This is a genomic window from Vibrio scophthalmi (assembly GCF_040869025.1).
In the GTDB taxonomy this organism is placed as follows: domain Bacteria; phylum Pseudomonadota; class Gammaproteobacteria; order Enterobacterales; family Vibrionaceae; genus Vibrio; species Vibrio scophthalmi.
Genome location: NZ_CP134271.1, coordinates 1,519,860 through 1,542,829, shown reverse-complemented (window position 1 = coordinate 1,542,829; position 22,970 = coordinate 1,519,860). Strand labels below are relative to the sequence as shown.

Here is a 22,970-nt window from a genome sequence, read left to right as displayed (position 1 = left end):
CTCCGCTATTTCTCTGATGATGGACTATAGATCGGCAATAGGTAGCTTGATTCAACCGTCACAGCAATCCATTTGTCTTGCCAGTTCTTTAATAACCAAAACTGAGGTAACTGGTAATAAGTGATCCTTTGCGGCTCTTCTTGATCAACGTACCACGCTTCTATTGATTGGGGTGAGGTTAAGCTCGCTTGGAGAGATTGATAATTTTCCTCACTAATCTCTGTGCCAACTAACGTTTTCCAGCGTTGTGCGAGATCTTGAGGGGAAATGGACGCTGGAAGATTCAATTGCCAACCATCCTGATCGTTAGTTAACGACCATTGCATAGCATAGAGAGCTTGCAGATCTTGGTTGGGGTTGAGCAGATAAGGATGATCACTTTCAGCAGAGTCATCTAATAGGTAGGTTTTGATCAATGTCGGTAGGTTAAGCACCAACATAAAAATCAGCACACCTAAAATCAAGCGGTTATTCCAACGACGTCGATTCCGAATAGTCGAACGCATACTTCTCTTCCTAGATTAAGTATCTAACGAGAGTATATGGGGTTTTTAGATAATAAAAAACCCAGCTCGAGAGCTGGGTTTTATCGTTCAAACTTCTAGTAGAAGCTTCAAAGAAGAATCAATTACTTGATTTTGCCTTCTTTGTACATAACGTGTTGGCGAACTACTGGATCAAATTTCTTGATCTCAAATTTGCCAGGCATGTTACGTTTGTTCTTGTCAGTTGTGTAGAAGTGACCAGTACCAGCAGATGATACTAGACGAATTTTCTCACGAACGCCTTTCTTTGCCATTGCCTATTTTCCTCTTAAACGTTTTCGCCACGTGCACGAATGTCAACAAGAACAGCATCGATGCCTTTCTTATCAATAATGCGCATACCTTTTGCAGTAAGGCGTAGTTTAACAAAACGTTTTTCGCTCTCTACCCAGAAACGATGAGTTTGTAGGTTCGGCAGAAAACGACGCTTAGTAGCATTTCGTGCGTGTGAACGGTTGTTACCCGTTACTGGACGCTTACCAGTTACTTGGCATACTCGTGACATATAATGTCTTCTCCAAAATCGTTTCAGCTCGATATCAACCTTGGTGGCCGAACCTCTTCTATTTCTTAAACAGAAGGATAGAGGTTTAGATCCGCTATAGAAAGTCTATACAAGGCTATCAAAGGTCGCGCATTATACTAACTTGGTTAGCATTGCTCAATACCCGAACAGATCCTTTTTGTAGATTTCTGTGATCTTTTTTTAAGCAGAGCTGAATTTAGTCTAAAAAATGTCGATGGATTGTACTTAGATTTAGCCAAACTCACAACTAAAATTGTGATTCATATCCACCCGCGCTCCGCAAAAGAAACCACTTCACCGTCCCCCACCACAAAATGGTCCAACACTCGCACCTCGACTAAGGCCAATGCATCGCTTAATCGGCGGGTAATGCGACGATCCGATTGGCTGGGCTCAGCCACGCCTGAGGGATGGTTGTGCGCCAGAATCAATGCCGCTGCATTATGCTCTAAGGTGCGCTTAACCACCTCTCTGGGGTAAACCGAGGCGGAATCTATCGTGCCTTCAAACATCAATTCACCGCGAATCACTCTATTCTGACTATCGAGAAACAAGATATAGAAGCCTTCACGCTGGCGATCGCGCAATAAACTCGACAAAAATAACTTAGTTTGTTGCGGGCTGGTCAGGGCATCGCCTCGCTTGAGCGTCTCATTAAGATAGCGCTGACTCATCTCCAAGCTGGCTTGCAGTTGTACATACTTTGCTTTACCCAACCCTTTCTGAGTACAAAACTGCTCTTCTGAGGCGGCAAACAAGCTTCTCAACGAACCAAACTCACGTAGTAGCCGATCCGCCAACTCCAGCACATTAATCCCTTGGGTGCCGGTACGAAGAAAAATCGCCAGCAACTCAGTATCCGTTAAAGAAGCAGGGCCATGCGAAAGCAGTTTTTCACGCGGCATTACGTTATTGGGTAAACATTTTGTCGGCATGATGCTCAGCCACTCTCGATTGTGCGTCAGAGTGGTCATTGAACAAAATAAAAAGCGAAAGCGGTAATTGGCTTTCGCTTTTCCTATCAGAGATAACGAAACAATGTAATTGCGTGCGTCATCAAAGTTTGAAGTGCCCAACCAAGCGATGCATCTCATCGCCCGAACGGGTCAATTGAGAACTGATCGACTCCGACTGCTGTAGAGTTTGATTAATTTCATTGACGATGTGCTGAATCTCAACCAAGTTGCGATTAATCTCTTCCGCCACTGCGCTTTGCTCTTCCGCCGCAGAAGCCGTTTGTAGCCCCATATCACGAATAGTGGATACCGAAAATTGCACCGCTGCCAACGTATCTTGGATCTGATTAGACTCCTGCGCCGTCTGTTCTCCACGTTGTTGACTGGTTGCCATAGTCGTCACCGCACGCGAAACGCCACTTTGTAGCAGTTTCAACATATCACCAATCTCATGAGTGCTGTTTTGTGTGCGACTCGCCAGCGAACGCACCTCATCGGCCACGACGGCAAACCCACGGCCTTGCTCGCCAGCTCGCGCCGCTTCAATCGCCGCATTCAGTGCCAACAAGTTCGTTTGCTCTGCAATTTCACCAATCACTTGTAACACCTTGGTGATCTGCTCTGTTTGCGCGCTTAAATCCGATACAGCTTCGGAAGTCAGGTTAACGTCATTAACCAATTGATTAATGCCTTCAATCGCATGGTTCACTTCTTGTTGGGCATCTGATATCTGATCATTGGCATCATCAATAGCTTGTGCAGTGGCATTGGTATTACTGGCCACTTCTTTGGCCGTCATGCTCATCTCGGTTACCGCAGTGACGACCTTATCGGTTTCTAGGCAGTGGCGCTGCATTTGTCCACTTGCTTGGCTCGTTTGCCCATCCAATTGCCCTGCAGCCGCTTTTACCGAACCGGCACTACCACGAATATCAGAAATAAGCGGGTGGAGCTTATCCATGAAGTCATTAAAGGCCTGCGCCACTTCTCCCACCTCATCCTGACTTTCAACTTTTAAACGCGCCGCTAAGTTACCTTCACCCGCTGCAACATCTTTCAGTGATTCCGCTATGTGTTGTAGCGGTCTCACACCACGAGAAATGACCACGCTTATCACGGCGCAAGTAATCAACAAACTAATAAAGGATAATACGATGGCAGAAAAAGTCTGCGTGTTGAGTGCTTGCATGCGTGATTCACGATACGCGGCGACTTGAAGATCGATATCATCAATATAGATACCGGTTCCCAACACCCAATCCCATTTTTTGAGATATTCGGCATAACCGAGCTTCGGTGCTTGAGCGTCAATCGTTGGTTTATGCCATGAGAAATAGAGGAAACCATCGCCATTTTTAGACGCATCAATCAAACCTGAAATCACGCCGACGCCGTTTTCATCTTTCATCCCCATAAGGTTCTTGCCTTCAAGCTCTGGCTTAATGGCATGTAAGGTATTAACCCCTTGTGAATCATAAGCAAAAAAGTAACCATCACTTTCAAAGCGCATCGCTTTGAGAATCTCTTTGGCTTGCTGCTTATTTTGGCCATCAACATCGGTGTCATAGAGCGGTTTAATTGCCGTCACACCCATCATCAGAAACGCTTTCAGTTCACTTTTCTTTACTTCGATAAGCTCTTGGCGATAAGTGGTCAGCTGACTATCGAGGCTTTTTAAACCGTTGAAGTAATAAACCATCGTAATCAAGGTGGTGATCAATACCAATGGAATGATGGTAACCAGTGTCAACTTACTGCGGCTCTTAAGCGAAAATCCCATATTCTTTACCTGTCTTTTGTGTGCCCCCGCCCCAATCATGAAAGTTATCTGATTGGTTCACATACTTTTTATATTGCGTTAACTCTATTTTTTATCTGTGAAGTAAGTAACGAATTAGTACTAGTTAGGTGAACTATTGTTCACTAGTTTGACTTAGGTTTGTTTCGGCGGAGGTCATCACACTTAATCCCATCGGCGGTTGTGATATTATCGGCAGCAGAAATTTGGAGATTCAAACATGCAAACACTCGCAGGAAAAAAAATCCTACTTGGTATTAGTGGCGGTATTGCGGCTTATAAATGTGCCGAGTTAACCCGTCGCCTGATTGAGCGTGGCGCTCAAGTGCAAGTCGTGATGACGCACGCAGCCAAAGAGTTCATTACCCCGCTCACCATGCAAGCCGTTTCGGGCAGACCGGTCTCTGATAGCTTATTAGATCCCGCCGCAGAAGCGTCAATGGGCCATATCGAGCTGGCTAAATGGGCGGATTTGGTGCTACTTGCTCCTGCAACGGCAGATTTAATTGCCCGTATGGCCGCTGGCATGGGTAATGACCTGCTAACAACGTTAGTACTTGCTAGCGATGCACCGACTGCTGTCTCTCCTGCGATGAATCAGCAGATGTATCTGAATTTAGCCACTCAAGAGAACATTGCGACGCTTGCGCGTCGTGGCATGCACATCTGGGGACCCGCTGCTGGCGAGCAAGCCTGTGGCGATGTCGGCCCAGGCCGCATGTTAGAGCCAATGCAATTAGTCGGTTTGTGTGAGCAATTTTTTGCCGATAAGCCACTCAAAGGCAAATCGATTCTGATCACCGCAGGCCCTACTCGTGAAGCGATCGATCCTGTGCGCTATATCAGTAACCACAGCTCAGGCAAGATGGGGTTCGCTTTGGCAGACATGGCGCAAAAACTGGGTGCGGAAGTAACGCTTGTCAGCGGCCCGGTGGCATTAGCTACCCCACAAGGCTGCCAACGCGTGAACGTTGAAAGCGCTTTGGATATGCACCAAGCGGTGATGAATCACGCCCAGCAAAGTGATGTCTTCATTAGCTGTGCAGCAGTCGCCGATTATCGCCCAGAAACCGTAGCCGACAACAAGTTGAAGAAAACGGCAGATAACGATGCGATGACGGTGAAGATGATCAAGAACCCTGACATCGTGGCTAGCGTCGCCGCCATGACAGAAAATCGCCCATTTACCGTCGGCTTTGCTGCGGAAACGCAAAACGTAAAACAGTACGCACTAAGCAAACTTGAGCGTAAGAATCTCGATATGATCTGTGCGAATGATGTCTCGCTTGCTGGGCAAGGGTTCAATAGTAACGATAATGCCATTACCGTATACTGGAAAGAGGGTGAGCAATCACTTACTCTTGCATCAAAACAACAGATTGCGCAGCAAATTTTGCAGATGATTGCCGATAAACTGTAATCTGAAATTCTTAATTTTTTTGAGCTAATCACCCTGCTTTGATCCTGCTTTGCTTAAGTAGGAAGTAGGGTGAACATTTCTTTGCTAAATAAGTGGTAATAAAAGGAAGCGTTGATGGCTGTAACAAGAAAAACCAATCGCCGAGAAGAGATCTTACAAGCGTTGGCACAAATGTTGGAATCTAACGAGGGTGCCTCTCGTATTACAACTGCAAAACTGGCGAAACAAGTTGGCGTTTCTGAAGCAGCGCTTTACCGACACTTCCCAAGTAAAGCACGCATGTTTGAAGGCTTGATCGAATTTATCGAAGAGTCTTTAATGTCGCGCATCAACCGCATTTTAGATGAAGAAAAAGACACCCTTACACGCATTCGCTTGGTGCTACAATTAATACTCGCCTTTGCTGAGCGCAACCCGGGCCTTACCCGTATTCTCTCTGGTCACGCGCTAATGTTTGAAAATGAGCGTCTACGTGAGCGTATTAACCAGTTATTCGAGCGAATTGAAACCTCTTTGCGTCAGATTCTGCGTGAGCGTAAACTACGTGAAGGCAAATCGTTCCCGGTGGATGAAAGCATCCTCGCTGCGCAATTGCTTGGTCAGGTAGAAGGCAGCCTAAATCGCTTCGTGCGTTCTGACTTTAAATATCAACCGACCGCTAACTTTGACGAATACTGGGCCCTGCTAAAAAATCAAATTGAGTAACGGGTAGCCATCAATTATTCAAATCTAAACATGCAACTCTGTTTGGGATAGTGACTTATGAGTAACGATAAATACGCCAAGCCAACCTTTTCTTTATCACTATTACACCCGCGCAATTGGGGTGTTTGGTTGGGGTTTGGATGTTTAGCCATCATCGTCAATATACTTCCTTACTCACTGCTCTATCGCTTTGGTCGATTTATCGGCCACATCGGTATGAAATATGGCAAAAGCAGAGTTCATATCACGCAACGCAATCTTGAGCTCGCTTTTCCACAAAAGAGCGAGCAAGAGCGCCAAGCCATCGTCGAAGATAACTTCAAAAATACCGGCCTCGCCTTAATTGAAACCGGCATTACTTGGTTTTGGCCAACATGGCGATTCAAGCGCATCATTGTCGATAAAGACACTCAACTGCTACGCCAATACACCGCTGAAAAACAAGGCGTTCTGCTGTGCTGCGTACACGCGCTCAACTTAGAGATCACGGCTCGCGCATTAGGCGTAATGGGCTTAGGTGGCTACGGCGTTTTTCGCCCACACAACAACCCAGCCTATAATTTTATTCAGTATTGGGGCCGCACCCACAACGGCAACAAACTGATTGATCGCAAAGACATCAAACAGATGATCAGAGTATTACGCGACGGTGAGCACCTCTTCTATTTGCCCGATCATGACTATGGCCGTAACAAATCGGTATTCGTGCCATTTTTTGCCGTCGAAGATGCCTGCACTACCACCGGCACTAGCATTCTTGCCTACACCAGCAAATGCAAAATCATCCCGGGTTCTGGGTTTAGAAACGAGCAAGGTAAATATGAAATCATTGCCGATATCTCTATCGAGCAAGATTACCCACAAAAAGACGAAACAGCCGCGGCGGCATACATGAATAAATACGTCGAGATGATTATCCTACGCGCACCATCGCAATGGATGTGGCTGCACAAGCGTTTTAAAACCATGGCTGACCAAAGCAAGAAAAAAGCCTGTCGCTATCAGTAAGCACTATCAAAACAGTAAGCAGCATCGAAACAATATACGACAGCAAAAAAAACAAAAAGGGGCTGATGGATATCCATCAACCCCTTTTCTTTTTAATCAAACCAGATCCCCGACTCGTCGTTCCTGCTCTCTAGGATGACCAATGGACAATGAGCCATGAACAATGCTCTCATTGGCCGTCACTTGCGACAGTGAGCAACGAACGTGATAGCAAATCTCGCTTAAAAAATTTGCTATTAGATTCCGTATTGCGCGCGGTACGCTTTGACAGCTTCTAGATGCTCTGCACTGGTGCCTTTTTCTTCAAGGTAAGTGATCAGATCGGTCAAGCTCACAATTGAGATGATTTCACAGTTAAAATCACGCTCCACTTCTTGAATCGCAGACAACTCACCTTTGCCTTTCTCTTGACGGTCAATCGCAACCAATACGCCCGCAAGGTCTGCACCGTTCGCTTGAATGATTTCCATAGATTCACGAATCGCCGTACCTGCTGTAATCACATCGTCCACCAGCATAATGCGGCCTTCAAGTGCGCTACCGACTAAGTTGCCACCTTCACCGTGATCTTTGGCTTCTTTACGGTTAAAGCAGTAAGGCTTATCCATATCATGGTGATCAGCCAGTGCAACCGCTGTCGTCGTCGCAATTGGAATGCCTTTGTAAGCAGGGCCAAACAACACATCAAACTCGATACCAGAGTCTGCTAGCGCCGCCGCATAAAAACGACCTAAACGCGCCAAATCACGGCCAGTATTAAACAGGCCAGCGTTAAAGAAATACGGGCTCTTACGGCCTGATTTCAAAGTAAACTCACCAAACTTTAAAACTTCCTTCTCTAATGCAAATTCAATAAATTCACGCTGGTATGCTTTCATCTCTTACTCTCTAAATAAAGGTCTAGTGCTCTAAACTATTCATAAACAATAACGAAACATTTTCTAAATAGATGGTTTCAAGGCTAGGCAGCAAGATTCCTCATCCCTATGAGCATACTCCAGTATGTGATTAGGGTGAGGAAGCGACGCTAACAACGCATTGATGCCATCTATGACGAAAATAAAAAAATAGCCTCCGAAAGGAAGCTATAAAATGATTATTCTGCCAACGCCGCCTTCTGCGCCGCGACAATATCTGCCACACCTTTGGTTGCCGATTCTAATAGCGCCAGCAATTGTAGATGAGTGAACGGTTCGCCTTCTGCTGTGCCTTGCACTTCGATCATGCGACCATCTTCGGTCATCACTACGTTCATATCAGTGTCTGCCGCTGAATCTTCAACGTACTCAAGATCACACAACACGTCATCACCCAGCAGACCCACTGAAACTGCCGCAACATGGCCTTTCATTGGGTTTTTCTTCAACTTGCCTTTTTCAATCAGGTGTTGGAATGCATCTGCTAGCGCAACACTTGCACCAGAGATAGACGCAGTACGCGTACCGCCATCTGCTTGGATAACATCACAGTCAACTGTGATCATAAACTCGCCCATCGCTTTTAGGTCAACCACAGCACGTAAGCTGCGTGCGATCAGGCGTTGAATTTCCATGGTACGGCCGCCCTGCTTACCGCTTGCCGCTTCACGACGGTTACGCGTATGCGTTGCACGTGGCAGCATGCCGTATTCAGCCGTTACCCAGCCTTTACCCTTGCCTTTCATCCAATGCGGTACGTTTTCTTCAATAGAAGCGTTACAAAGAACCTTGGTGTTACCGAACTCTACGAGTACAGAGCCTTCTGCATACGCAGTATAGTTACGAGTAATTTTGATTGGGCGAATTTGATCCGCCTTGCGGTCATTTGGACGCATGGGCATGTACCTTAATAAGCAGGGGAAACGTTTGGTTGGGGCAAGATTATAGCGGAAAAGAGTGGGACTGGCGAGTAAAGCTACATGCTCAAATCCATCTCATCCTCATAAAGCAATAATAGACCGCAAGATTGCTACGCCAACTGTGCTACTATCTCAGGGTTAATTTTCAGCATATATAAGACAGGAAAATTCGATGATCTACAGCATGACAGCTTATGCCCGTAAAGAAGTGAAAGGCGACTGGGGCACAGCAGTATGGGAAATTCGCAGCGTAAACCAACGCTACCTTGAAACCTACTTCCGCCTACCAGAACAGTTCCGTGGCCTAGAGCCAATTCTACGCGACCGTTTCCGCAAACGTCTAGCGCGCGGTAAAGTAGAGTGTCACCTACGTTTTGAAGCAAACCCTGCAGCGCAAGGCGATCTGACCATCAACGAAACGCTAGCCAAACAAGTAATCAATGCAGCAAAGCAAGTGATGGCACTAACCGGTGATGACAGCCGTATTAACCCATTCCAAGTCATGCAGTGGTCTGGTGTGATGGAAACCCCTGAGCAAGACATGGACAGCGTAAACAAAGACCTTCTTGCTGGCTTTGATGACGCCATCAACGAGTTTATCGAAGCGCGTGGCCGTGAAGGCGACAACATGAAAGCGCTGATCGAGCAGCGTTTAACCGCCATCACTGATGAAGTGGTGAAAGTACGTGCGCGTATGCCTGAAATTCTTGTGTGGCAACGTGAGCGCCTACTGGGTAAATTTGAAGATGCGAAAGTTGATCTTGATGGCTCACGCGTTGAACAAGAGCTAATCTTACTGGCGCAAAAATCAGATGTAGCGGAAGAGTTGGATCGCCTAGATTCTCACGTAAAAGAGACTTTGGCTGTTATGAAGAAAGGCGGCGCTTGTGGTCGTAAACTGGACTTCATGATGCAAGAGTTCAACCGTGAATCAAACACGCTAGCGTCAAAATCAATCAGCACCGACATCACCGCATCCGGTGTTGAACTAAAAGTTCTAATCGAACAGATGCGCGAGCAGATCCAGAATATCGAGTAATCGTATTACGATATTCCAGAGAACAAAAAAGGCCCTGAACTGTTTTAAGCAACGGTGCAGGGCTTTTTAATTTTAAGCACGCTAGAATCTAACGCTCAATCTTTTGTGCTTTAAACGCTGGCTCATCAGTGCTGGCAACCGCGTCTTGCACCGGAACAATTTGCAGTTCCCACTCATTACGTTCAGCGGTCTCTTTTAGCACGCTATACACAGCTGTATTGCACAACTCAAACGACAAGACTGGATCATTGTTGTTCAGGTAGTGACCGGTAAAGATAGAAGTAATCAAATCACCCACGCCCACAGGCTGGCGCACAAAATCCAATAGTGGACGTGTAATCAAGAATAGTCCTTCATCACACGCCATCAGCATGGTGAAATCTTGCTTAGAAGCACAGTGTAGGTGCTTAACCAAGACAATCTTTGGCCCCATGGTTAACGCAAGCTGACACGCTTCAATCGCACTGTCCAAATCATGAATTTCAATGCCGGTAAAACGCGCTAATTCAAATTGGTTTGGCACAATGATGTCAGCTTTTTTCATGACACGCTCACACAAAGCTTCGGTCACTTCAGGGCTGACGATACATCCTTTTTCCGGATCGCCCATCACAGGATCGCACACGTAGAGCGCTTGCGGGTTGTGTTGCTTAACGCGCTCAACGGTTGCCAAAATTTCATCGGCTTGCACACCGCTGCCCATGTAACCAGAGATCACTGCTTTTACTTTACGCGCGGCATCGATATTGATTAAACCATCGGCCAATGCCGTGATATCACCTTGCTGCATCACCTTACCCGTCCAACCTTGGGTGTATTGGGTATGGTTAGAGAATTGCACGGTGTGAATCGGCCACACGATATGCCCCAAACGTTGCAGTGGAAATACCGCTGAACTGTTGCCGGCACAGCCATAAACAACGTGAGACTGGATGGAAAGAATACCTTGCATAACTACCTCAAAAGCGAGCTTTAACGCTCCTAACACTGACTATCTAGAGTACAGACGACTCACGTTGTGTTTCAAATACGTATCAACGATATACCCGTCTTATCTGCAAATGCGTGCGGGTAACGAAATTAACTGTGAGTGATTAGTTTGAACCAAAAATCCGATGACGTCATTGCTTAGTGTCTGCGTTACCGCAACTATTCTGATTAATTCATCAATAACTCTAACTCACTCACTAAAAAGCCCCGCAATTGCGAGGCTCTGAGCGACCATATTCGACTATTCGTCTTTTTCGGTGGTACGTCCGTCGATGTATGGCCAATAGTGGTGACCAACACGGATCAATAAGGTCGCGGCGGCAAGAATAAAGGCAGCCAATGATAGCCATACAATCAAGGTGGCATCGAGCTCTTTCATTCCCAGAGTGATATAACGAGCAATCGCCATCATGGCGATATAGATCGGGTAGCGCACCGGGATCTTACCGTTCATCACAAACTGCTGCACCATCGCCAAGACTTCAAGATAGATAAACATCAGCAAGATATCGGTTAACTGCACGCGCCTTTCGACAAAAACATGCACAAACTCTTCCACCATCGCGAATAAGGTGGCTAGCGTAATCGCGACCAAGAGTATCGCTTCCAAAATATGGAATACTTTTAAAAACGGTCGACTAAACGACTTGGGAAGATTAGAAGGCATGGTTCAAGCTCATCAATAATTAACATCTAATGGTTAATTTTATCACGGCTTTATGAAAGAGGGATGGCCTTGCAAAGCGCAAGGCCATTTATTTTGCAGTTTTAATACCAATAGCGGCTGTTCGGGTTACAACAACACTAAGTACGCAAGGAACACCAATGACAACACATAAATCGCTGGGTGCACTTCTTTCGCTCGGCCAGCCACAACCATGGCGAAACAGTAGCTAATAAAGCCCATCGCCATGCCGTTCGCTGGCGAGAAGCTCAACACGGTAAACATGATGGTAAAGAAAGCTGAAATGCGTGACTCTTTCTGATCCCAGTTGATTTGGCCTAAACGACCAATCATGTAGATCCCAACCACGACCATCGCAGGAGCCACCATCGCTGCGGAGAAGATAGAGAACAGCGGGTAAAGGAACAACGACAGCAAGAACATGCCCGCCACCAATACTGCAGCTAAACCGGTCTTCGCACCTTGCGAAGAAGCAATACCCGACTCAGAGAATGCGGTAATCGACGTGGTACCCAAAATAGAACCAATTACGGTACCGCCCGCATCGGCAACCAGCGCAGAACGTGCATTGGGCACTTTGCCATCTTCATCAATAATACCGGCATCACGGCCTACGCCAATGATGGTGCTAAGGCCATCAAAGAAATCGACAATTAGGAAGATCACCACGATAAACAGTAAATCAAACCACTTATCCATGGTAATGCCCGATAAATCGAAAATCGCACCGAAAGTGCTGTCCATGCTCGGCGGCATTGACACGATTTGATCCGGAATTGGCGCGTAGTTGGTTCCCAGCATGACATCCGCGATGACCGTTAATACGATGGCTGATACAAAAGAGATAAAGGTCGCTAATTTAATATCACGCACCATACAACCGAGGGCGATAAAGATACTGATGTAAGCAATCAATACCTGCGGATTAGCGATATCACCCATGCTGACCAGAATGATTGGGTTAGAAACGATGATGCCTGCATTTTTCAAACCCAAAAAAGCAATAAACAGCCCCAAGGATACCGTGATCGACAGTTTCAAATCCTCTGGCAGTGATTCAATCATCGCCTTACGAATATTGGTCATCGATAGAATCAGGTACAGCACACCAGAGAGGAAAATACCGAAAAGTGCTTCGTGCCATACCACAGCCACTGAACCGCTGAGCAACATGCCTTTGAAAAAGCCATTCATACTCATGCCCGGTGCCAGCATCACTGGGTAGTTACCCCAAATACCCATAATCAAGGTCGCAATCGCCGCTGAGATTGCTGTCGCCGTAAACACCGCGCCTTTATCCATCCCCGGAATACCACCCAAAATCGCTGGGTTGACCGCGAGAATGTAGCTCATCGCCAAGAAGGTAATAAAGCCAGCGTACAGCTCGGTGCTAACCGTGGTTTTTCGTTCTGAGATCTTAAAGATCGACTCTAGAATGCCAGAAGATTTCTGGGCTTTGAGGGTAGATTCGACACTCACAATGTAACCTTACAACTTAATAAAATAGAAGATGGGTACACATGCTGATATAGAGAAAGTTCGCCTAAAATAAGCCAACTTACTGTAGTCATCGAGATAGGCTCGATGGTAGAGACGTCCAGTCCAATTCACTAGACATATACAGCACGTAATCGTTTGCGCGGATTGTAAGGGTTTAGAGTAAAAGTTCAACGCTTTTTAACTTGTGATTGCGAAATAATGCAAACGATTGCTTTGATTGTTTCATTACATACACTATTTTTAATCAACCACACACATATCAATTAGCCACGCACTCCCTTTACCTAGCCGCCAATGATGGCCATCAAGCGAAGATCCTTCTTCTGGCCGTTTTTGCATGGCTTTAACCGGTGAAGCCATTTCTTTTCCTTGTTATGATCCTTGTGATCGTGCTACTCTTCGCCTCCATTTTTCTGACCTCATTTTCACTATTTACGTGATTCTTCTTGGTCAGTGCTATCTTTAAACAGTCGACTCTTCTTTCGGCACCATCCAACCAAATGTGGAACGTTACATATGGGCAAAGGTACTCTATATATCGTCTCGGCACCGAGCGGCGCTGGTAAATCTAGCTTGATCTCAGCGATGCTGGAAACCAATCCAACATACGCGATGAAAGTATCTGTATCTCACACGACGCGCGGTATGCGCCCTGGTGAGCAAGATGGCGTGCACTATCACTTTGTGCAAAAAGAACATTTTGAAGAGTTGATTGAAAAATCAGAATTTCTTGAGTATGCCGAAGTATTCGGTAACTACTACGGCACTTCTCGTGTATGGATCGAAGAAAACCTTGAAAAAGGCATCGACGTATTCCTTGATATTGACTGGCAAGGCGCTCGTCAAATCCGTGAGCAAATGCCACTAGCGCAAAGCATCTTCATTCTACCGCCATCAAATGGTGAGTTAGAGCGCCGCCTAAACGCACGCGGCCAAGATAGCGAAGCCGTGATTGCAAAACGCATGGCAGAAGCAAAAGCAGAAATTTCTCACTATAACGAGTACGACTACGTTATCGTGAATGATGACTTTGATACTGCATTGATGGACTTTAAAGCTATCATCCGTGCAGAAAGATTGAAGCAAGATAAGCAAGCTGCTAAATATAAAGGCATGCTTGACGCTTTACTGGCTGAGTAAGGGTCTCCCAAAAGCCATTCACAGATGAGACAGCGCTGTGGCTAGAATATAGTCGCGTAAGCCTGTATAATTTCTCGTCATTCAAAATTTTAGTTAACTATTTGGAGTCCTCATGGCACGCGTAACTGTTCAAGACGCTGTTGAAAAAGTTGGCAACCGTTTCGACCTAGTACTGATTGCGGCTCGCCGCGCTCGTCAAATGCAAACTGGCATGAAAGATTCACTAGTGCCAGAAGAGAACGATAAACCGACGGTTATCGCTCTACGCGAAATCGAAGAAGGTCTTATCACTAAAGACATCCTTGATGCACGCGAGCGTCAAGAGCAACAAGAGCAAGAAGCAGCAGAACTAGCAGCAGTAAGCAGCATCGCTCACACTCGCTAATCTGACTTTCTCTACAACTCTTTCCTAGGCCTAAAGTTTGTATCTATTCGATAGCCTCAAAGACGTTGCCCAAGAATATCTAACAGAGCCTCAAATTGAGGCTCTGCGTCAATCTTATGTGGTAGCGAAAGATGCCCATGAAGGGCAAACTCGCTCTAGCGGCGAGCCTTATATCATCCACCCTGTTGCGGTTTCTCGCATCTTGGCCGAAATGCGCCTTGATATTGAAACGCTCCAAGCGGCTCTACTTCACGATGTCATCGAAGATTGTGATGTCACCAAAGAAGATCTAGAAGAAAAATTTGGCACGACCGTTGCCGAACTTGTGGATGGTGTTTCTAAGCTGGATAAGCTTAAATTTCGTGATCGCAAAGAAGCGCAAGCAGAAAACTTTCGCAAAATGGTCCTTGCCATGGTGCAAGACATTCGCGTTATTCTGATCAAACTCGCTGACCGAACCCACAACATGCGTACGCTCGGCGCTCTCCGCCCGGATAAAAAACGTCGCATCGCTCGTGAAACCCTTGAGATCTACTCTCCTCTCGCCCACCGCCTTGGTATCCACAACATTAAAACCGAATTGGAAGAGCTTGGCTTTGAAGCACTCTACCCAAATCGTTATCGTGTTTTAAAAGAAGTGGTCAAATCGGCGCGCGGTAATCGTAAAGAGATGATCCAACGTATTCACAGTGAGATTGAAGGCCGCCTTGAAGAAGTAGGCCTGACTGCACGTGTTGTTGGCCGCGAAAAAAACTTGTTTTCCATCTACAACAAGATGAAAACCAAGGACCAGCGATTCCATACCATCATGGATATCTACGCTTTCCGTGTGATTGTTGATGCTGCCGATACTTGTTATCGCGTACTTGGCCAAGTCCATAGCCTCTACAAGCCACGTCCGGGGCGTGTTAAAGATTACATCGCGGTACCAAAAGCCAACGGCTACCAATCTATTCATACTTCAATGGTCGGCCCTCACGGCGTACCGGTTGAAGTGCAGATCCGTACTGAAGATATGGATCAAATGGCGGATAAAGGTGTTGCGGCGCACTGGTCTTATAAAGGCAATGGCGATCGCACGGGCACCACAGCGCAAGTCAAAGCTCAGCGCTGGATGCAAAGCCTACTTGAGCTGCAGCAAAGTGCTGGCAACTCATTTGAATTTATTGAAAACGTAAAATCCGATCTGTTCCCAGATGAGATTTACGTCTTCACACCAAAAGGTCGTATTGTTGAATTGCCTGTCGGCGCAACGGCGGTCGATTTTGCTTATGCGGTGCATACCGATGTCGGTAATACCTGTGTGGGTGCGCGTGTTGATCGCAATCCATACCCACTAAGCAAATCGCTGAAAAACGGCCAAACGATTGAGATTATTTCCGCACCTGGCGCACGCCCGAATGCCGCTTGGTTGAACTATGTCGTCACCTCACGTGCACGTACTAAGATCCGTCAAGTGCTGAAAACCATGCGTCGTGAAGAGTCGATCACTCTCGGTCGTCGCTTGCTCAATCATGCTTTGGGTGAACTATCGCTCTCAGACATCAGCGATGAAAATATCAACCATGTACTGAAAGAGCTGAAGATCAATACGGTGCAAGATCTGCTGGCCGATATTGGTTTGGGTGAATTGATGAGTATCGTCGTTGCTCGCCGCCTATTGGGCGATGCAGACGAACTGACTGAAGTCGAATCCACCAGCGATACACCGAAGAAGAAAATGCCAATTCGTGGTTCAGAAGGCATTTTGCTCACCTTCGCTAACTGTTGTCACCCAATTCCAGATGACCACATCATCGCTCACGTATCGCCAGGCCGTGGCCTAGTGGTGCACCGCGAGACTTGTCCAAATGTACGTGGTTACCAACGTGAACCAGATAAGTACATGGCGGTTGAATGGTCTGACGATTATGATCAAGAGTTCAGCACCGAACTTCGTGTTGACGTACAAAACCGTCAAGGCGCTTTGGCTGAGCTAACCAACGTGATCTCAAAAACCGGTTCTAATATTCACGGCCTTTCTACAGAAGAGCGTGATGGGCGTTTGTATACCGTTACGGTACTACTCACCACCAAAGACCGTGTTCATTTGGCTGGCATTATGCGCCGGATTAAATCGATGCCGTACACTCTCAAAGTTCGCCGTCGTAAGAACTGATTTAATATCTTTACTGGCCCTTGAAATTACCCCATTTCAAGGGCTTTTATTTTTAGTGCGTAGATTATGAATTTAGAACGATATAACCGTATCCAACAAGTGCTCAAAGCACGCCAAACCGACCTAACTTTCTGCTTAGAAGAAGTGCATAAGCCAAATAACGTTTCTGCGGTAATTCGTACCGCCGACGCAACAGGCATCCATAAAATCCATGCGGTATGGCCAGCTAAAATGCGCACCCTCACGCACACCTCCGCTGGCGCGCGCAATTGGGTCGAAGTGGATACGCACAGCTCCATCGATGATGCTATTGGCGAGCTAAAAGCCCAAGGCATGCAGATTTTGGTGACCAACTTATCGGACACGGCTGTCGATTTTCGCCAGATTGATTACACCAAGCCAACCGCCATTATTCTTGGTAGCGAGAAAGTCGGCGCATCTGCTCGTGCGAAAGCGTTGGCAGATCAAGACATCATCATCCCGATGATGGGCATGGTGCAATCGCTCAACGTTTCCGTTGCCAGTGCAGTGATCATGTACGAAGCGCAGCGCCAACGTGAAGCGGCCGGTATGTACGATCGCGAAACCAGCCCGCTGTCTGAAGAAGTGATCAATCGCATTCTGTTTGAACGCGGCCACCCCGTTCTGGCCAAAGTCGCTAAGCGCAAAAAGATGCCTTACCCACCATTAGATGACGAAGGCCAAATCGTCGCCGATGACGATTGGTGGGCAGAGATGCAGAAGAAATAGAAGCTAGAATCGAGAGGCGAGAAAAAGCCTGAATCGAGAAAGATCGAGAATTGAGAGCGCTTCGCTTCGAGAAATAGATTTAGAAGCGATAGCATTCCGTTACGAGAATTGGGAACTTCTAACCCCTTCTCGACTCTCGATTCTTTACTTTTCTCCCGCTTCTCAATTCTTAGCCCTTCTCTCGCATCTCAGCTCTTGCTTTTGCGCACTCACTTTCCCCTGTACAAAAACACAGCCAAATGGTTAACTAGCTTTATCTTCGTTAACGAGCCTGTGTTATGTCGCAACTTCTTTCTGCTGTTCCTCTTACTTCCCTGACGGGTGTTGGCGTCAAGGTGGCCGAGAAGCTCGAAAAAGTTGGCCTCAACAGCGTGCAAGATCTGCTGTTTCACCTACCACTGCGTTACGAAGATCGCACTCGCGTTTACCCAATGATCAAACTGCATGCCGGCCTATGGGCAGCGGTGCAAGGTAAAGTGATGAGCGCTGATACCCTGTTTGGTAAACGCAAAATGCTGACGGTGAAAATCAGTGATGGCAATGGCACGGTTGCACTGAAGTTTTTTAACTTTACCGCCGGCATGAAAAACAATTTTACGGAAGGCAAAATCGTCCACGCCTATGGCGAAATCAAACGCGGTAACTACGGTTTGGAAATTATCCATCCCGATTACAAGTTCTACGCGCCCAACCAGCCAGCAGAAACCGAACAAAGCTTAACGCCCGTCTATCCAACCACTGATGGTCTACGCCAACTGACCTTGCGGAACTTAACCGATCAAGCGCTCGCTTTATTAGACAAAGCTGCGGTGCAAGAACTGCTGCCCAATGGGCTCTACCCACAGCAAATCACTCTTGCTCACGCATTGCATACCATTCATCGTCCAACACCAGATATCGATTTGGTGCAGTTTGATGAAGGCAAACATCCCGCGCAGATTCGCTTGATCATGGAAGAATTGCTGGCTCAAAATCTCTCGATGCTCGCCGTGCGTAGCAAAGGCCAACAAGATGTGGCGCTCGCGCTGCCTGCGGTCAATCAACTTAAACAGCAATTGTTAGCGCAACTGCCCTTCTCGCCCACCAATGCGCAAGCGCGAGTGGTGGGTGAAATTGAACAAGATCTGGCAAAGCCACATCCTATGATGCGCTTAGTGCAAGGCGATGTTGGTTCAGGTAAAACCTTAGTCGCGGCATTAGCGGCGGTACGTGCGATAGAACACGGATACCAAGTGGCGTTGATGGCACCAACTGAACTACTGGCCGAACAACACGCGATCAACTTTGCTCAATGGTTCGACTCAATGGGCATCAAGGTGGGTTGGCTAGCCGGTAAACTCAAAGGTAAAGCCAAAGAGACGCAACTGGCTACGATTGCCAGTGGAGAGGCGCAAATGGTGGTCGGTACTCATGCTCTGTTCCAAGAACATGTCGCTTTCCACAATCTGGCTTTAGTTATTATTGATGAACAGCACCGTTTTGGTGTCCACCAGCGTTTAGAACTGCGCGCCAAAGGCGAAAAGCAAGGCAGTTTCCCGCATCAGTTGATCATGACCGCGACACCAATTCCGCGTACTTTAGCGATGACTGCCTATGCCGATCTAGAAACCTCGGTGATTGATGAACTACCACCGGGCAGAACCCCAATTCAAACTGTCGCGATCCCTGATACCAAACGTGATGACATCATCGAACGCGTACGTAATGCCTGCTTAAACGAAGGTAAACAAGCTTATTGGGTATGTACCTTGATTGATGAATCAGAAGTACTCGAAGCACAAGCGGCAGCGGATACCGCCGAAGAACTGCAACGTATCCTACCTGATGTCAAAATTGGTTTGGTGCATGGCCGCATGAAGCCAGCTGAGAAACAGGCTGTGATGAAGGCGTTCAAAGATAACGAGTTGCACCTTCTGGTTGCCACCACCGTGATTGAAGTCGGTGTGGACGTGCCAAACGCCAGTTTAATGATCATTGAAAACCCAGAGCGCTTAGGTCTGGCACAATTACACCAATTACGCGGCCGTGTAGGCCGAGGAACCGTCGCAAGCCATTGTGTATTGCTGTATCACTCCCCACTATCAAAAACCGCTCAGAAGCGCTTAGGCGTGCTGCGAGAAAGTAACGATGGCTTTGTGATTGCACAGCGCGATTTGGAAATTCGTGGCCCGGGCGAGCTGCTTGGCACCAAACAGACTGGTATGGCCGACTTTAAGATCGCTGATTTAGTGCGTGATCAACGCTTAATCCCCGAAGTTCAGCGCATTGCACGTCATATTCACGACCAATACCCACACAATGCCAGCGCGATCATCGAACGTTGGCTAGGTGAGCGCGACATTTACGCCAAAGCTTAGAGTATAGCTAAAACGCTAAAGCAAACATTTTGTCATTCCCTGCCGCGTGATAGGGAATCTCAGGCTTAATTCAGCCCCCGATACAGCTAAACAGATTCCCTATCACGTTCGTTCCTCACTGTAGGGAATGACATTGATAACCAAGATACGCCTACGTGTATGCAAGATGCAGAGAGTAGAGGCACTTTTTAATTTCCAATCGCCATTTAGCCGAACTTGACCACCTGTACAGCCTAAACAGATTCCCTATCACATTCGTTCCTCACTGTAGGGAATGACATTAATGGAACCTCAAACCGAACCGTGCACCATCATTCTGCACAACTGGCTCAGTCCGCATTGTTTCACACATAAAAAAAGGCCCTGCATTAAGCAGGGCCTTGGCTTACCAACAACATAAATTTGCTTGTTCAGTGATTACTTCACTGATGTCACGCGGCTTGCTTTCTCACCGGTGGCTGAAACAGAACGAATGAAGACTTCACCTGTTACTGCAGGACGTTGACTGTCTGCGTAAGTTAGCCAGTTGTCACCATCGATTGAGTATTGCAGCTCAATACCAGGGAACGCACTGTTCATCGCCAACTTGCCGTTTTCAATTTTCGCACCCGGTACTGGTAGACGGTAATCAATGCCCGCTTTTTCCAGTTTCGCCAGTTCACGTTGGCCTAATACGTTCGCAAAGCGGTTGTAATCTTGATTACGAGCTTCTTTGTCGACTAGGTTGGTGTTTTGCGAGTATTCAACGCCCACTTGGTAGTCGTTTTCCCACTCAGCTTCATGCCAAGCACGCTCAGCGGCTGCAAGTACGCGAGGGAAGACCATGTATTCGTATTGCTCATCAGTACGCACAGTTTCAGACCAAAGTTGCGCTGATAGACCGTAGAACGGTTTCGCTTCAATGGTGCCTTTACCAGTGAAACCATTGCCATCACGGTCTAAAGAGGTTTCCGCGTTTTGTGGCATGTTTTCCGGTGCAAAGCCAAACATCTTACGAGTATCGGTTGCACGTGTGGCCCAGTAGTAACCGCGCTCTTGAGGATCCGCTTCGTATGGCATATCCATGTAAACGTAGTCTGGGTTAGAAACAATTACGTCGTAGCCTTTTTCAGACCATTCATACACTGAAGACGTACCGCCCCAGTAAAGAACATCCCAGAAGTTTACACGGGTATTTTCGGTTGCGAAGGCTTTCTCGCCACCTTCACTGTATTTCAAACCATCTTGCCAAGCTTGGAAGTTCGGAATGCCTTTCTCGGCAACAATCTTCGACACTTCTTCCGCAAAGTAACTTGGTAGATGGCCGTAATCGCTCACTGTACCGTTTTCAATTAGGGTCTTACATTGTGGCGATTTGGCGAATGGCTTGTCTTGTTGAGACAGGTCAATCGTGCCTTTCCAGTTTACTTTATCTTGTGCATTTACATCTTGGAAGCCTGCGCCTAACTTGATGTTCTTCGCTTCATCACCACCAAAGTGCCATGTGGTTAGAGGCGCACCAGCTTCGGTGTGCATCGCCGCAACTTCAGAGATCACTTTGTCGACAAAACGCGTTGAAGAATCAAGACACGGGTTGATAAAGCTGTGCTTATCGTAGAACTGAACCGTGGTGACGTTCGAGCTATCTTGCGGGTCCATCAGACGGTATTCGTTCGCTTGTTCTGTTTGGCCAGCAGCCATCAGGCGATCGTAACGCGCTTCCATTGATACAACCGCAGAACGCGCGTGCGCTGGCATATCAATTTCAGGAATCACTTCAATATTACGAGCTTTCGCGTACTTCAGGATTTCAACGTAATCGGCTTTGCTAAAGTAGCCTGAGCCAAAGTTATCCGAAGTAGGACCAGAGCCTAACTGTGGTAACAGACATTGTTGCTCATCAAGGTCAAAGCAACGCTGGCCGCCGATATCAGTTAACTCAGGAAGGCCTGGAATTTCTAAACGCCAACCTTCATCATCCGTTAAGTGAAGGTGCAGCTTGTTCATCTTGTAAGCCGCCATTTGGTCTAGCGTGGCTAGAATGGCATCTTTACTGTGGAAGTTACGCGCCACATCCACCATCACACCACGGTAATCAAAGCGTGGCGCATCAATGATGCGGATTTCTGGTAGTGTCGCCTCTTCGCCAACAAGGCCAAAGATTGATTGTACGCCGTAGAACAGACCTGCTTGGTCAAAAGCAACGATCTTAATGCCCTGCTCGCCAATCACTAACTCGTAAGCACCCGCTTTCGCTAGGTTCTCTGGGAATTCACTCGGAACAATCTGGGTCTCAACCGCAAGCTCACCTGCAAGGTTGATATCTAATAGGGCACCGCGTGCTTGTAATGCTTTAAATTGCTCAGCGCTGAACAACGCACTTGGTAGTGCAATGCCTTTCGCAACACTGACTGAACCTGTGCCCGCTTCAACATGTAGCGGCGTTGGCAGCAATGTGGTTGATACGTCTTGCTGAGCAAGATCAGCGTTCTTCTCAAAGCGCGTCACAGCATTAGCAAAAACGTTGTTGTCATCTGGTGTACGTTTTAGGTTGTCACCTTCAAGGCCAGAAACAAAGCTAGAGACATCTTCTGTATTCAGCGATGCAATCATCTTAGGCTCAGCATCAGGTGCGGTGACAAACGCGCCCGGCATAAAGTCGGTCGCAAATAATTGCCAGTACTCACCAATCAAACCCAATTCAACTTTTTCACCAGCGGCGAAACCGTCGAACTTATCGGTTGGCTCAAGCTTGTGCAGATCACCCGTAACTCGAGTAACTTTGAACTGATCGCTATCCACGTCCAAAATCAAACGAATACTGTGGAAATAAATCGTCCAATCTTTTGCGTTAACCGCTTCACCTTGGTTTTCTAAGGTCATCATCACTTTATTACATGATGCCCATTCTGCGCCAAGAGCATCACAAGCTAAACCATCGTTAGCACCGTGATTGGTCAACACTTGATAATTGATATCTAAGTTATCTGCTAGTGAATCTACCACTTGTTGTGGGTTTTGCAGTGAAGAACAACCGGCCAAAGTTGCTAACACTGAAACTGCGATCAAAGTTGGTTTCAACATCTTACTCACCCTGTAAACACTTACCTAAACAAACAGCTAAAACAGCTGCACTTACCAAAAAAAGTAAATCCAATGACGTCAAAATATAGGGAGTTATTTTTCGCCGTA

General features: G+C 46.9%; 20 protein-coding genes and 1 riboswitch. Of the genes, 9 read left to right on the top strand and 11 right to left on the bottom strand.

Features of this window, described 5'->3' with window-relative positions:
* Positions 1-5: 5 nt before the first annotated feature.
* From RJD38_RS07030 to RJD38_RS07010, 5 genes are all read right to left on the bottom strand, one after another.
* Complete coding sequence (locus RJD38_RS07030; RefSeq protein WP_065545858.1) at positions 6-506, bottom strand: hypothetical protein; 501 nt, start codon at positions 504-506, stop codon at positions 6-8.
* A 122-nt stretch (positions 507-628) separates the two neighbouring features.
* Positions 629-799: a 50S ribosomal protein L33 gene (gene rpmG / locus RJD38_RS07025; protein ID WP_005596979.1), complete on the bottom strand. Its 171-nt coding sequence runs from the start codon at positions 797-799 to the stop codon at positions 629-631.
* A gap of 14 nt (positions 800-813) precedes the next feature.
* Positions 814-1,050, bottom strand: coding sequence for a 50S ribosomal protein L28 (rpmB, locus tag RJD38_RS07020; protein WP_004728407.1), 237 nt, complete (start codon positions 1,048-1,050; stop codon positions 814-816).
* A 281-nt stretch (positions 1,051-1,331) separates the two neighbouring features.
* Positions 1,332-2,006: a RadC family protein gene (gene radC, locus RJD38_RS07015; protein ID WP_009386212.1), complete on the bottom strand. Its 675-nt coding sequence runs from the start codon at positions 2,004-2,006 to the stop codon at positions 1,332-1,334.
* 121 nt (positions 2,007-2,127) lie between these two features.
* Positions 2,128-3,807, bottom strand: coding sequence for a methyl-accepting chemotaxis protein (locus RJD38_RS07010; protein WP_065429651.1), 1,680 nt, complete (start codon positions 3,805-3,807; stop codon positions 2,128-2,130).
* A 238-nt stretch (positions 3,808-4,045) separates the two neighbouring features.
* Here RJD38_RS07010 and coaBC point away from each other — a divergent pair, with 238 nt between their 5' ends.
* The 3 genes from coaBC (at position 4,046) to RJD38_RS06995 (ending at position 6,958) form a co-directional block, all read left to right on the top strand.
* Positions 4,046-5,245, top strand: coding sequence for a bifunctional phosphopantothenoylcysteine decarboxylase/phosphopantothenate--cysteine ligase CoaBC (gene coaBC, locus RJD38_RS07005; protein WP_065545859.1), 1,200 nt, complete (start codon positions 4,046-4,048; stop codon positions 5,243-5,245).
* 114 nt (positions 5,246-5,359) lie between these two features.
* Complete coding sequence (gene slmA / locus RJD38_RS07000) at positions 5,360-5,950, top strand: nucleoid occlusion factor SlmA (protein WP_005596971.1); 591 nt, start codon at positions 5,360-5,362, stop codon at positions 5,948-5,950.
* A 57-nt stretch (positions 5,951-6,007) separates the two neighbouring features.
* Positions 6,008-6,958, top strand: coding sequence for a Kdo(2)-lipid IV(A) acyltransferase (locus tag RJD38_RS06995; protein WP_065545860.1), 951 nt, complete (start codon positions 6,008-6,010; stop codon positions 6,956-6,958).
* Between the two features lie 236 nt (positions 6,959-7,194).
* On the opposite strand, the gene pyrE is transcribed toward RJD38_RS06995, so the two are convergent.
* Both pyrE and rph read right to left on the bottom strand, forming a co-directional pair.
* Entirely contained in the window at positions 7,195-7,836 is a 642-nt protein-coding gene (pyrE, locus tag RJD38_RS06990) for an orotate phosphoribosyltransferase (RefSeq protein WP_009386216.1), read from the bottom strand.
* A 218-nt stretch (positions 7,837-8,054) separates the two neighbouring features.
* The gene (rph, locus tag RJD38_RS06985; protein WP_005596964.1) at positions 8,055-8,771 is read right to left on the bottom strand and encodes a ribonuclease PH; all 717 of its coding nucleotides are present in this window, start codon (positions 8,769-8,771) and stop codon (positions 8,055-8,057) included.
* Positions 8,772-8,967: 196 nt separating this feature from the next.
* Here rph and RJD38_RS06980 point away from each other — a divergent pair, with 196 nt between their 5' ends.
* Positions 8,968-9,834, top strand: a complete 867-nt coding sequence (locus tag RJD38_RS06980; RefSeq protein ID WP_005596962.1) for a YicC/YloC family endoribonuclease — start codon at positions 8,968-8,970, stop codon at positions 9,832-9,834.
* Positions 9,835-9,922: 88 nt separating this feature from the next.
* On the opposite strand, the gene pdxY is transcribed toward RJD38_RS06980, so the two are convergent.
* From pdxY to RJD38_RS06965, 3 genes are all read right to left on the bottom strand, one after another.
* Positions 9,923-10,786 carry a pyridoxal kinase PdxY gene (gene pdxY, locus RJD38_RS06975; protein ID WP_065545861.1) on the bottom strand — a complete coding sequence of 288 codons (864 nt, stop codon included), beginning with the start codon at positions 10,784-10,786 and terminating at the stop codon, positions 9,923-9,925.
* Between the two features lie 279 nt (positions 10,787-11,065).
* Positions 11,066-11,491 carry a phosphate-starvation-inducible protein PsiE gene (locus tag RJD38_RS06970; RefSeq protein ID WP_005596958.1) on the bottom strand — a complete coding sequence of 142 codons (426 nt, stop codon included), beginning with the start codon at positions 11,489-11,491 and terminating at the stop codon, positions 11,066-11,068.
* Positions 11,492-11,617: 126 nt separating this feature from the next.
* A complete protein-coding gene (locus RJD38_RS06965; protein WP_065545862.1) occupies positions 11,618-12,988 on the bottom strand; it encodes an NCS2 family permease in 1,371 nt (456 codons plus the stop codon).
* A gap of 65 nt (positions 12,989-13,053) precedes the next feature.
* A riboswitch (purine riboswitch) is annotated at positions 13,054-13,153 on the bottom strand.
* Positions 13,154-13,525: 372 nt separating this feature from the next.
* Between RJD38_RS06965 and gmk the strand changes: the two genes are divergently transcribed.
* The 5 genes from gmk to recG all read left to right on the top strand — a co-directional run bounded on the left by gmk (position 13,526) and on the right by recG (position 19,799).
* Entirely contained in the window at positions 13,526-14,149 is a 624-nt protein-coding gene (gene gmk, locus RJD38_RS06960; RefSeq protein WP_005596953.1) for a guanylate kinase, read from the top strand.
* Positions 14,150-14,261: 112 nt separating this feature from the next.
* The gene (gene rpoZ, locus RJD38_RS06955; RefSeq protein ID WP_005596951.1) at positions 14,262-14,534 is read left to right on the top strand and encodes a DNA-directed RNA polymerase subunit omega; all 273 of its coding nucleotides are present in this window, start codon (positions 14,262-14,264) and stop codon (positions 14,532-14,534) included.
* 37 nt (positions 14,535-14,571) lie between these two features.
* Positions 14,572-16,692 carry a bifunctional GTP diphosphokinase/guanosine-3',5'-bis pyrophosphate 3'-pyrophosphohydrolase gene (gene spoT / locus RJD38_RS06950; RefSeq protein ID WP_005596949.1) on the top strand — a complete coding sequence of 707 codons (2,121 nt, stop codon included), beginning with the start codon at positions 14,572-14,574 and terminating at the stop codon, positions 16,690-16,692.
* Between the two features lie 66 nt (positions 16,693-16,758).
* A complete protein-coding gene (trmH, locus tag RJD38_RS06945; protein WP_005596947.1) occupies positions 16,759-17,442 on the top strand; it encodes a tRNA (guanosine(18)-2'-O)-methyltransferase TrmH in 684 nt (227 codons plus the stop codon).
* A gap of 278 nt (positions 17,443-17,720) precedes the next feature.
* Positions 17,721-19,799, top strand: coding sequence for an ATP-dependent DNA helicase RecG (recG, locus tag RJD38_RS06940; RefSeq protein WP_065545863.1), 2,079 nt, complete (start codon positions 17,721-17,723; stop codon positions 19,797-19,799).
* Positions 19,800-20,216: 417 nt separating this feature from the next.
* On the opposite strand, the gene RJD38_RS06935 is transcribed toward recG, so the two are convergent.
* Positions 20,217-22,862 carry a beta-N-acetylhexosaminidase gene (locus RJD38_RS06935; protein WP_065545864.1) on the bottom strand — a complete coding sequence of 882 codons (2,646 nt, stop codon included), beginning with the start codon at positions 22,860-22,862 and terminating at the stop codon, positions 20,217-20,219.
* Positions 22,863-22,970: the final 108 nt, after the last annotated feature.